The organism is Paraburkholderia sp. GAS348, from assembly GCF_050434205.1.
Taxonomy (GTDB): Bacteria; Pseudomonadota; Gammaproteobacteria; order Burkholderiales; family Burkholderiaceae; genus Paraburkholderia.
In genome coordinates, this window is the sequence record NZ_JBNPVT010000006.1 from 314,396 (window position 1) to 330,547 (window position 16,152).

Below are 16,152 nucleotides of genomic sequence, written 5' to 3' on the forward strand. Positions count from 1 at the left end.
CACGTTGCCTCGCCTGCTCGCGCCACCCGGACTGTCCGACTCGCCCGCACTCCTTGCTGAGCCCGCGAACGAACACGCGCGTTGCCCACGCCATGCTGCTAGGCGGCGCGCCACACCTCCGCAATTCGCGCGGCCAAACCCGAATCACGCTGCGTCGGCGTCGCAATGGCTTGCGCCAGCACGGCGCGCGCGCCGATCACCTCCACCCGCTCACGCGCGCGGGTAATTGCCGTGTACACGAGTTCGCGTGACAACACGCGGCTGAACACCGACGGCAGCATCAACACCGCATGCTGGAACTCCGAACCCTGCGACTTATGGACCGTGAGCGCGAATGCCGTATCGTGCGGCGGCAGCGCAGCAGGCGATACGGCTCGCAGACCGCCGTCGCCGGTACGGAAATAGACGCGCAACGCACCGCCCACACCCGGCAGTGCAATACCGATGTCGCCGTTGAACAGCCCGAGCGCGTAATCGTTGCGTGTGACCATCACGGGGCGTCCGGCGAACCAATGCGCGCCTACAGCCAGTGTCACGCTCGCCGAGCGCCGCACCTGCGCGGCCATTGCGGCATTCACCTGATCGACGCCACGCGGCCCCGAACGCGTCGCACACAGAATTCGAAAGCGGTTCAGCGCATCGAAGAGCGGCAATGGGTCCGGTGTTTCAGCGGCTAGCGCTTCGGCGAGCGCCTCCGCGTACGCCGCGAAACCGGCGGCAAGCCGCGCGACGGTGCGCTCGGCAAGCGTCGCATGCGTGTCTTCGTACAACGCCGCTGCGCAAGGTTCGGCAGGATCGATGCGCAGGACTTCGAGCGCCACGCCGGCCGCGCCGTTGCGAATCGCGAGCGACAAGCGACCGATCGGCGATTCGAGACCGAACCGATAGTTACGCTCGAGCCAGATGACGCAATCGGCGAGTGGGTTTTGAGCCGGCGAAGGCGATCCCGATGACGATCGCGAAGACGACCGCGACAATTGCGCTCCGGTAGCCGGCGCCGGCCTGCTCGCAAAGAGATCGTCGCCGGGTAGTCCGCCGAATGCGCGCCGTGCATCGGCGTCGACAAACAAGTCGTCAGGCAGTGTATCGAAATCGTCCGGCGCATCCGCATGCGCGAAAAGATCGTCAGCCTCCCCGTCAAAGCCGCTCGATACGCCCGGCAGTGCTTGCGACAAGCGCGCCGCTTCAATGCCAAGCGCCTCGGCGATCCGCTGCAGTCCATTCGGCGTAAAAGCAGGCCGTGCGCTGAGCTCGGCGAACACCGCGCCGGCCTCGACGGCGGCAAGTTGGTCCTTGTCGCCCAGCATCACCAGACGGGTCTGCGGCGCAATGGCATCGAGCAGATGCGCCGCCATCGCGACGTCGATCATCGACGCCTCGTCGATCACGACAACGTCGTAAGGCAGCGGGTTGTCGCGATGATGCCGGAAGCGCCCGGCCGGCCCGGAACCGAGCAGCCGATGCAAGGTGTACGACGTCTGCGGCAAGCGCGCGGCGAGTTCGGGGGGCAAATCGCCGGCACGTGCGATCAAGGCTTCCTGCATCCGTTGCGCGGCTTTGCCGGTGGGCGCCGCCAATGCAATGCGCAGATCGGTCCGCGCATCGAGCAAACAGGCGAGCACGCCGACTATCGTCGTAGTCTTGCCGGTGCCCGGCCCGCCGCTGACGATGGTCAACCGCCCAGACAGCGCCATGACTGCCGCGACGCGTTGCCAGTCTACCTCGTCGTCCTGCGGCGGCCCGAAGTAGCGCAGCAGACGCTCGTGCAGCGTTTGGGTGTCCGTGTCCGTGCTCACACCTGCGCCGGAGCCCCCGTCCGCATGCATAACCAGTGAGCGCGCGAGACGCCGCTCGTAGTCGTAGTAGCGCGCCAGATACAGCCGCTGTTGCCCATCGATCACCAGCGGCCGCAACGCCGCGGCGCTTTGCGAACCGTCGCTGACCATGCCGCTCGCGAACAGCGCCGCGCGCACTTGTGCGCTCGGCGCATCGAAGCGTCGCGCCAGCACGGCAAGCGGCAGGCACACGTGCCCTTCGGCCGTCGCGCGGCTCGCCGCGAAGGCGGCCCGCGCCGCCCACTTCACCGCCTCGCCCGACGCGCCGCCGCGCCGCGCCAAAATGCCGATGCGGCGCGCGAACCCTTCGGCAAGCGCGGTGCTGAAGTCGGCCGGCGCCGGTAAATTCACCCCGATGTCATCCAGCTCCGGCGGCGCGGAAGAGTTCCGCTCGAACGTGCTCATGCGACACCTCCGATCATCGCCGCATCGAGCAGCGCCACCAGTTCGAATGCAGGCCGCCGCATATGCACGCCCGCCGCCCCGTCGGCATCGCGCCAGTGCGGACGAACGCCGCGCACGAACAGGTAGAGATAGCCGCCGATGTGCGTGTCGTACGCATAATCGCGCACCCGCGTTTTCAGATAGCGATGCAGCGCCACCGTATAGAGCAGCGCCTGCAGGTGATACGCGTGGCTCGCCATGGCCGCTTCGAGCGGCGCCGCGGCGTAGTCGGCGGCGGTGTCGCCCAGATGGTTCGACTTCCAGTCGACGATCCAGAAGCGTCCGTCGTGCTCGACGATCATGTCGATAAATCCTTTGACGAAACCGCGCAACACGCCGGGTTCCAGCGCAACGTCGGGATAGCCGTGTTCGATCAGCAGCTCGCGCAACGCCGGAAAATCGAGCGACGGCGCGGCAAACAGAAATTCGAGTTCATTCAGGCGCCGCCGCGGATTCAGCCTGGCGAGCGCCATGCCGGGGACGAGCTCGGTGGTCACGACGTCCGCGATCAGCTTATGCATCATGGCGGGCAAACGTGCCGCGAGTTCGGACACGGCCGGCACCGGGCGCTCGCGCAAAGCGCCCCGGATCGCATCCGGCCACGTATGCGGATCGGTGAAATCCGCGAGTTCGAACATGCGGTGCAGACAGTCGCCCGCCGCCGCGCCGCGTGGAAACGCGAGAATGTCGTCCTCCGCGTAGGTCGGCGCTTGCGGCACCGGCAACGGCACAGGTACTAGCGCATCGGCGATCTCATCGTGATCGGGACGCACCTCTTCCACCGGCGTATGCGCCTCTTCGGCTTTGCCACCGGCGGCGATCAAGCCGCTGAAGCTCGCCATGCGCCACTGATCGCGCAATAGCCGCCGGCTGGCGCGCGCCTGCATCCGCGCGCCGCTATCCTGAAGGCTTTCCAACGGCACACGGCGCTCCACTTTCGGTAACGCCTGCAACGTGATCGGGCCGCCCGCCAATGCGCGCCATCGCTCGGACAAGGCGGCTTCGTCGGGTGGATCGGTGAGCCAATCGTCGAAGCTGTGACCGCCGCCCCCCACCAGCCAGTTCAACACGCTGCGGCGCGACTCCTTGGTGGAGCGCGACGAAAGATAAGTACCGGCAACCAGATAGCAGCGATACACCGCGCGCGTCAGCGCCACATAGACGAGCCGCGCCCGCTCCGCCGCCTGTTCGCGCGCGGCGTAACGTGACGCGCGTTCGGCCTCTTCGTCATCGCAACCGTAGTGCAGCACGGCGCCGCCCGTTTCGTCGTGATACTCGCGCGCATCGGGCAAACCGGAGGATGGCGGCTCGCGCAGCGCACCGTCGTTCAGAAACGGACAGAACACAACCGCATATTCCAGCCCTTTCGACTTGTGCACGGTGACGATCTGCACAAGGTTGCGATCCGACTCGAGCCGCAATTGCGCATCTTCGCCACCACCTTGCGTACGTTGCGCGGCAAGCCAGCGCAATGTCGGTGCGATGCCGGGTTGCGTGGCGGCACGCGCCTGTACGAGTTCGGCCAGATGATTCACGTTCGTCAGACGGCGCTCGCCGTCCGGTCCGGCCACCAGGCGTTGTGCGACTCGCAGTTCGCGCATCAGCGTGCGCCACATCAAGGCGAAGCCGCGCTCGTGCCATAGCGTGCGATAGCGCGAGAAACGTTCGACCCAACCCATCGCGTCCGCGGCATGCGCGGGATCGCCGGCTGGCGCCGGCGCGTCGGCGACCTGCTCGAGGTGCCACAACGCGGCGGCATCGAGGCCGAGCCAGTCGGTGGCGAGCGCGGCGCGCAAACGGCGCAGATCGCCCGGTGTATCGACCGCGGCCAGCACGCGTTCGATCTGCTCGGCGTCGAGCGTCGCGAACACCGAGGCCTGCGCCAGTTCGACGCTGCCGACACCCCACGACGCCAGCACACGCTTGATCAGACTGCCCTGCTTATGCGTTTGCACGAGCACCGCGATATTGCCCGGCGCGAGCGGCGCGTCGCCGATCGTCACCGACCCTTCGCGCGCACCGCGCAGGAGCCGCACGATCTCCGCGGCGCAGGCTTCGCTCGCCGCACGCTGTGCTTCGCGTTTGGTCGACGCGGCGTCGCCTTGTGGCAGGGTCCAGATGCGAAAGTCGCCCGCGCTCGCCGCGGGTTCGGAAAAAGGAGGACGGCGCCGCTCGCCAGCCCGCACCGGCTGATAGTCGAGACCGTCGAGCACGAACGCTTGGGGATTGGCTTCGAACAGCCGGTTGCAGGCCTCGACGATCGGCGCGGTCGAACGCTGATTGACCGCGAGCGTGTAGCACGCCGAAGCCGCCGCACGTGCCGCCAGATAGGTATGCAAATCCGCCGCGCGGAAACTGTAGATCGCCTGCTTCGGATCGCCGACCAGAAACAACGGGCCGGCCGGCGCGAAAATGCGGCTGAAGATCGCGAACTGCAACGGATCGGTATCCTGAAACTCGTCGATCAGCGCGGCCGGATAACGCGTGCGCAAAGCATCGGCAAGCCAGGGGTTGGCGGCGAGCGCGCGATACAGGTTGGACAGCAGATCGTCGAACGACACCACCCGGCGCGTGCGTTTGCGCGCCACCAGTTCGGCGGGCGCGTAGTCGAGCCAGGTTTCTACGAGCGAGAGCCAGCGCGCACGTTGCGCGGCTTCGGCGGCAACCACGGCTGCGGCCAGCGCTTCCGCGTGCTCGAAGAACGGATGTTCAGGCGGTTCGAACTTGACCTTGGTGGCCTTCTTCAACGCCGAAGCCGTCAGCTTCAACGCAGCCTTGGGCGGCGGCGCATGACAATCGCCCTGGGCGAAGTATTCGGTCCACGCGGCGATCGCGGCGCTCACGAGGTCGGGCTTGTGCGAGGTCTTGCTCAAACGGTCTTGCGCTTCTCCAAGCAGACTGACGATCGCGTCTCGTTCCGCCTGCCACATGGCGCAGGCAGCATCGAAACCCGCCTGCGGATCGGCATCGTTTCCACCTGAATCGATCTTGCCCCAGCGCAACTGCGCCAACGGCTTCTTCAGGCGCCGCGCGAGTTGCTCATCGAGCGACGCGGGGCCGGCGCGTTTGGCCACCAGCCATGCGGCAAACGCAGGATGCGCGTAGGCCACTGGTTCTACCTGCTCGCGCCAGAAATCGGCCGCCATGTCGAAACGCAAGGCAGCGTCGTCGGCTTCCATTTCGAAGGCGAACGGCATGGCCGCGGCGAACGGCGCCTCCTGCAAGGCACGCTGACAGAACGCGTGAATGGTGTGAATCGCGGCCTGGTCGAACGTGCGCAGTGCGCGGCGTACGACCTTCAACGCGGTCTCGCGATCGATGCCGCGCTCCGGCGCAAGGGTCGTTTCAAAGAGGCGCCGGATAAACGGATCGCCACCGTCGTCGTCCGTATCGATAGCCCGGTCCAGTTCCGCGAGCCGCCCGCGAATCCGCTCGTGCAACTCCGCGGTCGCCGCCTTCGTAAAGGTCACGACAAGAATCTGATCGGCGTTCAGGTTCTTTTCGAGCAGCAGGCGCACGTACAACGCGCAGATGTTCCAGGTCTTGCCGGTTCCCGCCGACGCCTCGATCTGATTGACGCCGTCGAGCGAACAGGCGAAGACGTCGAGCTCTTGCGCGACCAGCGCGTGATGGTGAACGGCGCCGCTCATGATGCGCTCCGCAGATGCTGCACGAGCGGTTTGAAGACGATCGAGGCAAGACTGCCGAACGGTTCGTCGAGCGAAAGCGGCGTGCCGCGCAGCGCGATGCGCAAAGCGGGGTCATCTGATTCGCCGCGCACCCGATCGTTGATCCATACGCCCTGCGCCGCGGAATCACTCTCGCTGACCTTCGCCCACGCGCTCTTCGGGAAAAAGCGCAGCGGCAGCATGCGCCCGGCTCTGAACAATGCGGCAAGCGGCGCCAGTTCATCGAGTGGCGCGGCGACCGGCGTAAGCTCGAAGCTCTCGCCGCTGCCATGCCAAACCGTGCGGCGTGGGCCGTTCGGCTGCGCCGCGCAATAGACCAGATGCGCAAGCCACGCCGACAGATAGTCGCGTGCAGTAGGTTTGGCGTAGCGGAAAATCACTTGTCCTGTTTCGGTCAGCAAATTCAAGGTGCCGTGCAGTTGCAGCGGTGTTTCGGCCGCTTTGCGGAGCGCCGCGTCGTGAGGGCCGAAAAGCGTATCGGCGATGTCGGCACGATCGGGCCAGCGCGGCACGATATCGAGCACGAACGGCAAACGCTCGACACCTGAAGCGACTTCGCGGCGCACGCTGTCGGCGAGTTGGCGCAGCGCGCCGAGTTCGCGCGAGCGCCATACCGCGCCGGTCGCGCCACCCGGCAGCTCGGGACTGGCTGCGGCGACTCGGCGCACGCGCTCGAACAGGCCCTCGTCTTCGGTTTCGCTATTCAACAGGACAGGCAGGAGCCGTTCCGCCAGGGCATCGCGGCCGGCCCAGTCAAGTTCGAACGGTTCGGTGTCGAGCAATTCGCCCTGCGCATCCGACAACACGATACCCAACCGGTCGCGCAACAGCGCACGCGCGGGATGACGCCAGAAGCGCACGAATTCGTCGAATGCAACGGGGGCCGCGTCTTCGGCGGGCAACGGTTGATCGAAGAATGGCGCCGCGACCGGATGCTGCGGTGCGGCCAGCAAACTGGCCAGTTCCGCACGATCCATGTCGTAAGTGAAGAGGCCTCGCTGCGACGAAAAATAGTCCGACGCGAACGCCTGCAGCGGGTGACCGACAATGAACGCATGCCGTGCGGCTTCGATTTCCGCGGGACTCGCCCCTTCCCCCGCCGACACTTGCGCGAGGTGATCGAGCAATTCGTCGACCAGCGCAGCCGGCGGCAACGGCGCGTTGTCTCGAATGCTGCGGCCCGTATAGGCGATAAACAGCCGGTCGCGCGCCGCCAGCAGCAGATCGAGGAACAGATTGCGTTCGTCGTCGCGGCGCTGCCGGTCGCCTGCTTTGCCGAACGCGGCCATCAGGTCGAATTCGTCGGCGCGGGCGAGGCTCGGCAACACGCCGTCGTCCATGCCGAGCAGGCAGACGATCCGGTATGGCAACCCGCGCAAGCTGGTCAGCGACGAAAACGTCACGCTACCCCAAGGCACGCCGCCACGCGCCGGGTCGTCGAGCGCCTCGGTGAGTGCGCCGCGCACCACGGCGGCCGGCAGTACGACGTCTTCTGCGCCCGCTTGCATCGCGTCGCCCATCTTGTCAATGGCGTCACGCACCGCCGCCAGCGAATCGGCAAACTCCACGCCGCCGTCGAAACACTGCGCGAGTGTTTCGAGCAGCAGTTGCGTCCATTCGGCAGGTGTCTGTTCGGCCGCGCAGCGCTGTGCGAAGGTCTCGATATCGTCGACGAAACGTGACAGGCGGCCGAGCAGCTCCGCGGCCGATCCATCGGCGCCCTCAACGGGCAACCACGCATCGACCGGCTCGCCGCCATCCGGCATCGCATAACCGAGGTACAGCCGGGTCAGCGCGTCGGCGAACGTATGACGCGCCACCGGCACGTGCTCGCCCGTCGGCTCGCCGGGCACGAGCCCGCGCCGCGCACCGGCGGCCGCGAGCCATTCCTGCGCGGCTTCGAGCGCACTGGCATCGATCCCGTAGCGCGCGGCGATCGCATCGACCCGCAGCCATTCGATCAGATCCGGCGCACCCACGCTCCGCTCAGGCAAGGCCAGCCAGTCCAGCAGTAAACGCGCGACTGGATTGGCCTGCGAGGGCGGCAAGCCGGTAATGCGATACGGAATGCGGCGCGTATCGCCAAGGGGCGCGGTGCCGAACACCGCATCGATCAACGGCCCGGCCGCCGCGAGATCGGACACGGCAACCAGCACGTCGGACGGCTGCAGATCGCCGAACTCGTCGAACCACCCGAGCAGGCGGTCATGCAGGACTTCAAGCTGCCGCGACAGGCTGTGACACACATGGACTTCGATGCCGTTCTCGACCGGCAATTCGTCCGTGTCCGTTTCCGCCCGCAGATCGAGAATGCCGTTCTGCACGGCGGCGAGCCAGCTCGGTTCCGGATTCTCGGTGAAGTCGCCAGTCTCGCCGGACGCGGCGCTCTCGGTCAGCTCATGCAGCATGTGCAGTTGCGCCTGAGTCTGGCGGCCCCACTCGGCCAGCAGCGGATGGCCCACTTCCTGATAGTCGAGCTGGCCTGCGGCATCGAGCGCTTCGACGCGGCCCGCGCTGACAACGTCGAACCAGAACTCGCGGCACGGATTCATCACATACAGACGCACATCGACCCAGCGCGACAACGCGCGCAGCAACGCAACGTGCAACGGCGGCATGGTCGGCAGTGCGAACACGCTGACGGCTTCGGGCCACTGCGCGTTCGAGATGGCTTCCAGATCGAGCTTGCCGATTTCTTCGAGAAAGCGATAAGCGGGCGGCAAGGCGACCGCGGGCGTTTGCGCATTGCCCGCCACTTCGGCAAGCACGGCGCGCCACAGTGCCGCTTGCCAACGCTCGTCCTCACGCGCCGCAACGCTCGCGCCGACGAGACGCGGACCGGTGTCGTCCGCAGCGCCGCTTGCGAAGATCGAACCGCCCTTCTGCCATTGCAGCAGCCATTCCGGGCGATAGGTCAGATAGTGGTCGAGCACGGTGGCCACGCGGCGCGCCAGTTCGTAACGCATCGACGCATCCGCCGCATCGAGATAGGTACGAAGACGCGGCGAGGCGTTCCACGGCAATCCTTCATCCGCCTCCCCAAGCAGCCGGTAGCAGCGCCAGACGAGGCGGTCAGGCGCGAACGGCGAATGCCTGGGCACTTCGATCACGCCGCCGATTTGCGCCCACAGCCACTGCGCGAGATAACCAAAATTGACATTCGCGCAGATACCCTGGCGCACCGCGATGTCGAGCTCGAGCCGGCGCCGCACCGCCGCGCTCGGGACGATCACGGGCCGCGCGGTCCAGGGATCGGACGGCGCTTGCGCCAGATCGTCGAGCAGTGCGCCGACAAGGGTTTCGTAGCGGTTCGAGTAGAAGAGCTGGAGCATGGATCTCGAGGAAGCAGGCGACGCGAGCGGAACGCCCGGGCCGCAACAGACATTGAGGCGACAGCATAACAAACGCGCTCCCAGGGCAGAACCTGGCCGAATGGACGAGGTCAGATCAGGCACAAAATCAGTTAGACTCGACGGCAGTTTGGGTCTGTCCCGGGTCGACCTTTTCAACCGCGTTCTCTCAGTGAATGGAATCCAGGCAGTCGATGCGCTATTCGGTTGAAATAAAAAAATTCCTTTACAGCCAATACTTTTATGGCGGCCTGCGCATCGCAGTCGGCGTGTCGTTGCCGCCCATATTGTGTTTGATCGTGTTTCACGATCACGAACTCGGCTTCACGATCGCGACGGGCGCGCTCGGCGCATGTGTGGTCGATATGCCGGGCCCGCTCAAGTACAAGCACAACGAAATGCTGGCGTGCTCGGTGATCGGCTTCCTGTCCGCGCTCGCCACCGGTCTCGCCACGGTCAACCCGGTGGCGTTATGGTGCACGGTCGTGCCGCTCACGTTTGTGCTCTCATTGATCGTCGTGTATGGCAACCGCTGGCCGCAGATCAGCTTCGCCACGCTGTTCATGATGATCATGACGCTGGAAGAGCATTTCACGCCGATGCAAGCGCTCGTCAATGCGTCATGGATTCTGGTGGGCGGTCTCTGGTACACGTACTGGTCGACTTTCGTGAGCCACTGGATGATGCATCGCATCGAACAGCAGGCGCTCGCCGAAAGCGTGTTCGCATGCGCGGATTACCTGCTCGCGCGCGCCGCCTTTTACGATCTCGATAACGATCTCGACGAGTGCTATCGCAATCTGGTCGACAAGCAGATCGCTGCGGTCGATCGTCAGGATGCCGCGCGCGACATCGTGCTGCGCAATCTGCCGAAGCTGAAAACCGGCCGGCTCGAGCCGCGCCGGGCGATGCTGTTCAATCTGTTCATCAATACGGTCGATCTGCACGAACTGTTTGTTGGCACGCATGTCGATTACTCGCTGGTACGTAACACGTTTGGCGCCTCCGACCTGGTGGTGTTCTATCGCGATCTGATTCGCAAATGCGCAGCCGATCTCGAAGAAATCGGACTCGCGGTATTGCAAAATCAGCCGCCGCGTAAGCGCGTGAATGTTAAAGCCGAATTGCGCGCCATCGAGTTCGAGATCGAACTAATGCGCAAGCAGGACCTGGCTGCCAAAAATCCTGAGGCTTATTCGGCGATATCGTCCACCTTCCGGCGTATCTGGAGCGCCACGCGCCTGATCGACAAGATGCACCAAAGCCTGTCGAGCGATCCCGGCGCGACCGAGACCGAGACCGAACTGCGCCTCGACAAGGCGCTCTCCCGCTTCGTATCGAGCCGCCGCGTGCCGCTCGGGCAGATCTTCTCGAATCTGACCATGGCCTCGCCGAGCTTCCGCCATGCGCTGCGCGTGACGATTGCGGTCGCCGTGGGTTTCTGGCTCGGCCGTCTGCTGCCGCTCACCAACGCATACTGGATCGTGATGACCACCGTCATCATCCTGAAGCCGGGCTATTCGCTGACCAAGCAGCGCAACGGCCAGCGGATAGTCGGCACGCTGATTGGCTGTGCGGCGAGCATCGCGTTGATTATCTTCGTCAAGGAGCCGCATATCCTGCTGGTGGTGATGTTCGCGTCGATGGTGATGAGCTACAGCCTGTTGCTGTTCAATTACACGGCGAGCGTGGTGTTCACGTCCTCGTATGTGCTGCTCATGTTCCACCTGCTCGCGCCGGGCAGCATGCGCATCATCGGCGAGCGCGCAATCGATACCGTGGTGGGCTGCGCGATCGCGATTGCGGCGAGCCATCTGTTCCCCTACTGGGAATACCGGTTGATGGGCAAGCTCGTCAACAACATGATCAATGCGACGCGGCAATATCTGGAGGCGAGTTGGTGGTGGAGCGGCAAGCCGGCCGCCGCGGTGGTCGCCACGGTCACTGAGGCCGGCGCGTTTGCGCCCGTCGCGGCAATGGCCGATCCGGCGATCGAATCCAGCAAGCCGGCCGGCGGCGCGTCCCCTGCCGCCGTAGCCGCTGCAACCGCGCTCGATCGCGATTATCGCTACCGGCTTGCGCGCAAGAACGTCCACGTCGCGTTTGCCAATCTGGGCCAGGCGTTCCAGCGCATGATGCTCGAGCCGAAGTCCGCGCAGAGGTTCGTGCCGGAATTGAACGACCTGCTGGTGCGCAGCCACGTGCTCGCCTCGCAGATCACAGCAGCCGCGCCGTTGCTGCGCACCTCGGCGCAGCAGGCCGACAGCGTCTCGCTGCAGCCGTTGCAACGCGCCCTGAGCGTGGTCCGCGACAATCTGACCGAAGCCGAAGCCGGTAGCGCGCCGCCCGCCGACCAAGGCGAGCAGGTCAAACTATTGATGCGCAAGTTGGATGCGATGGTGGTCGAGACGGAGAAATCGCCGAGCCACTCGGCGGACACCGTCCACGACATGAAATTGCTCGCCCATCAGTGCAAACAGATGCTGACGGCGTCGGCGCAGATTCGCAAGGATGCGAGCCTGATTCGCCTGCCAGAAGAGTGAAAACGATCGCGCCCTCTTATTGCGCGGCGCCGCTTGCGGGCTTCGCTTCGGCAGCCGCAGCCGCCGCCGCAGTCGCGTCCGATGAAATCGTCGGCGCCGGCGCGTTCTGGCGGTCGAAATCGCGCTTTTCCGTGATGGCGTTATAGAAAAGCGTGGCGATCACCAGCAGTACCGCGACCACGATGAAAACAGCAATGCCAAAGGTCGGGTTCTTCTTGCGCGGCGGTTTGTTCATGAGGCGGGCTCGGTTCGCGAGGCGGTCGCGGATAGTGTCTGGGAAGGCGGCATTCTACGCCCACCGAGCTTGCACACGGCTTGCAATCAGCGCCCCTCTACCACGGCCGAAGGCCGCACCGGCAGCGCCGTCGAGTATTTGATCTGTTCCATCGCAAAACTCGAGCTCACGTCATACAGCGGCACGGCGGCGATCAACAGTTTATAGACGCGATCGTAGTCGTCGATATCGGACACCACCACGCGCAGCAGGTAATCGGTTTCGCCGCTCATCCGGTACACCTCCACCACCTCCGGAATCTCCTGCACCGCACGCGTAAAGGTCCGCGCCCAAGCCTCGGTGTGCTGATTCGTACGCACCGCCACGAACACGGTCGTGCCCACGCCGAGTTTGCGCGCATCGCACAACGCCACCTGGGCGCGAATCACGCCCGTCTCTTTCAGACGCTGCAGCCGCTTCCAACACGGCGTTTGCGACAGATTCACGCGCTGCGCCAGTTCGGCGATCGGCATGGTTGCGTCTTCCTGCAGCAGTTCGAGCAGCCGCCGATCGATGATATCCATTCCCATCGTCACACCCCCATAGGAAATTATTCTACTTTTAAGACTTTGAGTGGAATTATATGGAAACTCTTTCTCCAGGCAAACGGGTATAAATGTGTCTATCCAAAAATAGCCGATAAGCAGCCACACCGCTGCGCCGCGATCATGAGCCAAGACATTCCTTCCAGACCCGTCGCCCGTTCCTCCGTCCACGCCGCGCAGTTTGCCGGGGCGAGTGAAATGCCCTCGCGCGCGCACCGCAGCGCGCCGCTCGCGCACCTGTGCGACGCGCTCGACGCGTTGTTCGAAGCCTGCGTGGAACTCCCTAAACCGTCGGATTCGACCTTCTTCGCGCGCAGCATGCGCCTCGCGCTGGCCGAAGCCGCGGCGAGTCCCGCGTTGCTCACGCCGGCGCAACGCGAAGGCTCCGTTGAAAATTACCGGCGTCATCTGCTGGCCGCCGATCCGCAGGGCCGCTATGCGATCGCCTCGCTGGTGTGGCTGCCGCGCCAGGCAAGCCCGGTGCATGCGCACCACACGTGGTGCGGCTACGCGGTACTCGACGGCACACTGAGCGAAACGGTCTTCGAATGGAACGGCGCACAACACTGCGCAAGCGCCACACGTACACAAGCGCGCAATGCCGGAGCCGTGTCGTTTGCGCGCGGCGGCAAGGGCGGCGGCATTCACCAGCTGGGCAATGGCAGCGACGCGCCCGCCGTCTCGCTGCATATCTACGGTGTCGCGGGCGCGCAGATGGCCACGCATGTCAACGACATCGTACGCGCAGCCAACGCACCGGCAATCTCCTGAGACCCGTTCATCCTGCGTAAAGACGCAAACCGCGCGAAGGTCCGCTCACCCGGCTTGTAGCGCAATCAGCTTTTGCCACCCGCTTCGCCCGCCGTCGGAATCTGTGGCGGAATCGGCGCGGTCTGCCCGGTTGGCGGCGGCGCCGGACGCGGTTCGTGCGACACATCGCGTGCCATCGCCACCGCAGCGTGCGCGGACCGCGCCGAGGCGCCCGTCTCGGCAGCACGCGCGTGCCCATGCCCATGCGGACCGGTCTCGCGCAGCTCATCGTCCTGCAAAGGCTGTCCTTCGCTATCCTTCGACGACGTGTACACACGCATCTGCGGCACCGGAATCTCGATGCCGGCTTCGTCCATCTTGCGTTTGAGCCGCAAATTGAAGGCGCGCGCCACGCTCCATTGCTGCAACGGCCGCGTCTTGATCTGCCCTTTCACGACCATCCAGTTCGGATCGAAACGGTCGAGCCCCCACACCTCGATCGGCCCGAGCATTTCGCGCCGATAGCGGAAGTCGGCCATCAGATCGGCGCCGACTTCCCGAATCAGCTGGGTGATCTGATCGACGTCGGTCGAGAACGACATCCGCACTTCGAACACCGCGTAGGCGAAGTCGCGCGACAGGTTCTTGACGATCTTGATCTGCGAGAACGGGATCGCGTGAATCGCGCCTTGCCCATCGCGCAAACGGACGGTGCGGATCGACAGATGCTCGACGGTGCCCGCATGCCCACCGTCCACGTCGATCCAGTCGCCAACTGAAATCGTGTCTTCGATGATGATGAACAGGCCCGTGATCAGGTCGGTCACGAGCGACTGCGCGCCGAAGCCGATCGCGAGGCCGATCACGCCGGCGCCGGCCAAGAGCGGCGTCACATTGATGCCGAGGTTTGCCGCGGTGACGATGCCGGCAATCGTCATGATCGACACCAGCAGCACGTTGCGCAGCAGCGGCAGCATGGTGCGCGCCCGCATGCTCGGATTGCGCGACTTGTTGCGCGGCCCCCCCGGATTGAGGGCCTCGGTAATCGCGGTGTCGACCAGAATCCACAGCAGCCACGAAATGAACACCGTCGCGATGATCGCGGTCACTGCGTGCGCAATCCCGCGCGCCGCCACGTTTTCCTCCACGACTGCCGCGAGCGACACCCCCCACAAACGCGCCGCCAGTTCGAAGAAGAACAGCCAGATGAACAACGTCAGCAGCGTGCCGCAAAAGCGCAGCAAGCGCGACAGATAGGGCGAGCGGCGCCGCGAGCGCGCGCTGCGCGGGCGCGTCATGCGCAGCACGATGGCCGACAGAAAGAAGGCGAACACCAGCAACAGCGCGGTCACCACCGAAATCTGCAGCACGTTTTCGCTAGAACCCGAGCCGCCGAGCGTGGCCACCACCGACGCCCCGGCGAGCACCAGCACCGGCACGTGCCAGAGCGAGGCGAGCACGTCGAACGCGTCGGTCGCGGCCCTGTGATCGTGGCGCTGCTCGTAAGGCCGGTTGCGAATCAGATGCGCGACGGGCCGGCGGAACGCCAGCGCGAAATAGCCGGTGAGCACGGCGGCCGTCATGTTGGCGGCCGTCGAAATCAGCGCGGCGAGATTCGACCCCAGCTGATGCGCGACGTCATAGTTGACGGCCGCATCGCCGAGCGCAGCGCATATGCCCACCACGAACAGCACGCGCCGCGCGTAATCGATCAGCAGGCGCACCGCCACCCGCCGATGCCCTGAGCCAAACAGCGAAAACATAATCAGACAGATCGCCGAAAACACCGCACCCGCGACGATCGCGTAGGTGACCACGAGGCCGAGCGTGCGGCCGAGCGCGTCGGGCATTGCGCGCACGAACAGCACCGCCGCGAGAAAGGCGATGATCCACGGGCCGACGCGGCGCAGCGCGAAGATCAGCAGTTCGCGCGTGGTGGGATTCGGGTTGAGCCCCATGAGGATACCGAAGCGCCGGTACAGCCGGTGTTGCACATAGATCAGCGCGCCGGCGCACGCGCCCCAGCCGGCCAGCATGGCAATCATCGAAAAGACGATGCGCGCGAACTTCTCTTGCCCCTGACCCGAAATGATCGTGTAGAGCTCGTTGCCGGCCGCGTTGAAGCGTCCGGCCCAATAGCGCATGGGCGTGCGGCCCTGATGCACGCCGGATTCGAACGACGCGATGCCCGATGCGATCGCCCCGAGCAAGCCGGGACTCGGCTGCGCGGCTGCGGGCGGCGCGACGTTTTGCGAGACCTCGCGCAGCTTTTTGAGTTGGACGACGAGCGCGGTGCGCTGCCGGTCGTTGTCGAGCGTGGCGATCACGCTGTCGAGCGAGCGCGCCAGTTCCGCCTGGCTCGCGGGCGACGGGGCGGAGGCCGCTTCCGCGGCCGAGGCGCCCGAGGCGGCAGACGCAGGCGTTGCCGTGGCACTATTGATCAGGCTCTGCAAGGCCGGAATGACTGGCGTGCCCGTGCCGGCGGCCTGGGCACTCGCGGGCATCCATCCAATGCCCAGAATCAGCGCGAGGCAGGCCGTGGCCACCCACGCGCCAAGCCACGCCGCGACGTGAGCGCGCATGCCGCGTCGAGCGTTGCATCCGACATGACTGGAAGAAAAATGAAAGCTTGCGTGAGTCGCCGGTTGCCCGCCGTTAGACGGCGCGGCCCCTGGCTCACGCCGCATTGGGCATGACTGCATGGCGATCCGTAAGAAAACGG

Annotated in this window: 8 protein-coding genes; 2 read left to right on the top strand and 6 right to left on the bottom strand. The window is 65.2% G+C overall.

Annotated elements, in window-relative coordinates; translation table 11 throughout:
* Nucleotides 1-98: 98 nt before the first annotated feature.
* From P3T22_RS13760 to recC, 3 genes are read right to left on the bottom strand one after another with little or no spacing between them, the layout of a single operon-like run.
* The gene (locus P3T22_RS13760; RefSeq protein WP_429325237.1) at nt 99-2,240 is read right to left on the bottom strand and encodes an AAA family ATPase; all 2,142 of its coding nucleotides are present in this window, start codon (nt 2,238-2,240) and stop codon (nt 99-101) included.
* The gene (gene recB / locus P3T22_RS13765; RefSeq protein ID WP_429325238.1) at nt 2,237-5,929 is read right to left on the bottom strand and encodes an exodeoxyribonuclease V subunit beta; all 3,693 of its coding nucleotides are present in this window, start codon (nt 5,927-5,929) and stop codon (nt 2,237-2,239) included. Before recB ends, P3T22_RS13760 begins: the two co-directional genes overlap by 4 nt.
* Nucleotides 5,926-9,300: an exodeoxyribonuclease V subunit gamma gene (recC, locus tag P3T22_RS13770; RefSeq protein ID WP_429325239.1), complete on the bottom strand. Its 3,375-nt coding sequence runs from the start codon at nt 9,298-9,300 to the stop codon at nt 5,926-5,928. Before recC ends, recB begins: the two co-directional genes overlap by 4 nt.
* Before the next feature lie 212 nt (nt 9,301-9,512).
* On the opposite strand from recC, the gene P3T22_RS13775 reads away from it, so the two are divergent.
* Nucleotides 9,513-11,861, top strand: coding sequence for an FUSC family protein (locus P3T22_RS13775; RefSeq protein WP_063495734.1), 2,349 nt, complete (start codon nt 9,513-9,515; stop codon nt 11,859-11,861).
* Nucleotides 11,862-11,877: 16 nt separating this feature from the next.
* On the opposite strand, the gene P3T22_RS13780 is transcribed toward P3T22_RS13775, so the two are convergent.
* Both P3T22_RS13780 and P3T22_RS13785 read right to left on the bottom strand, forming a co-directional pair.
* The gene (locus tag P3T22_RS13780) at nt 11,878-12,096 is read right to left on the bottom strand and encodes a hypothetical protein (protein ID WP_063495733.1); all 219 of its coding nucleotides are present in this window, start codon (nt 12,094-12,096) and stop codon (nt 11,878-11,880) included.
* Nucleotides 12,097-12,182: 86 nt separating this feature from the next.
* Complete coding sequence (locus tag P3T22_RS13785) at nt 12,183-12,665, bottom strand: Lrp/AsnC family transcriptional regulator (protein ID WP_063495732.1); 483 nt, start codon at nt 12,663-12,665, stop codon at nt 12,183-12,185.
* A 213-nt stretch (nt 12,666-12,878) separates the two neighbouring features.
* Here P3T22_RS13785 and P3T22_RS13790 point away from each other — a divergent pair, with 213 nt between their 5' ends.
* On the top strand, nt 12,879-13,451 hold the full coding sequence (locus tag P3T22_RS13790) for a cysteine dioxygenase (RefSeq protein ID WP_429325272.1): 573 nt from the start codon (nt 12,879-12,881) through the stop codon (nt 13,449-13,451).
* 65 nt (nt 13,452-13,516) lie between these two features.
* On the opposite strand, the gene P3T22_RS13795 is transcribed toward P3T22_RS13790, so the two are convergent.
* A complete protein-coding gene (locus P3T22_RS13795) occupies nt 13,517-16,132 on the bottom strand; it encodes a mechanosensitive ion channel family protein (protein WP_429325240.1) in 2,616 nt (871 codons plus the stop codon).
* Nucleotides 16,133-16,152 lie beyond the last annotated feature (20 nt).

Coding starts and splice junctions, on each gene's coding strand:
- P3T22_RS13760 (WP_429325237.1), bottom strand. CDS start 2,240: ATGAGCACGTTCGAGCGGAACTCTTCCGCGCCGCCGGAGCTGGATGAC.
- P3T22_RS13780 (WP_063495733.1), bottom strand. CDS start 12,096: ATGAACAAACCGCCGCGCAAGAAGAACCCGACCTTTGGCATTGCTGTT.
- recB (WP_429325238.1), bottom strand. CDS start 5,929: ATGAGCGGCGCCGTTCACCATCACGCGCTGGTCGCGCAAGAGCTCGAC.
- recC (WP_429325239.1), bottom strand. CDS start 9,300: ATGCTCCAGCTCTTCTACTCGAACCGCTACGAAACCCTTGTCGGCGCA.
- P3T22_RS13795 (WP_429325240.1), bottom strand. CDS start 16,132: ATGCAGTCATGCCCAATGCGGCGTGAGCCAGGGGCCGCGCCGTCTAAC.
- P3T22_RS13785 (WP_063495732.1), bottom strand. CDS start 12,665: ATGGGAATGGATATCATCGATCGGCGGCTGCTCGAACTGCTGCAGGAA.
- P3T22_RS13790 (WP_429325272.1), top strand. CDS start 12,879: ATGCCCTCGCGCGCGCACCGCAGCGCGCCGCTCGCGCACCTGTGCGAC.
- P3T22_RS13775 (WP_063495734.1), top strand. CDS start 9,513: ATGCGCTATTCGGTTGAAATAAAAAAATTCCTTTACAGCCAATACTTT.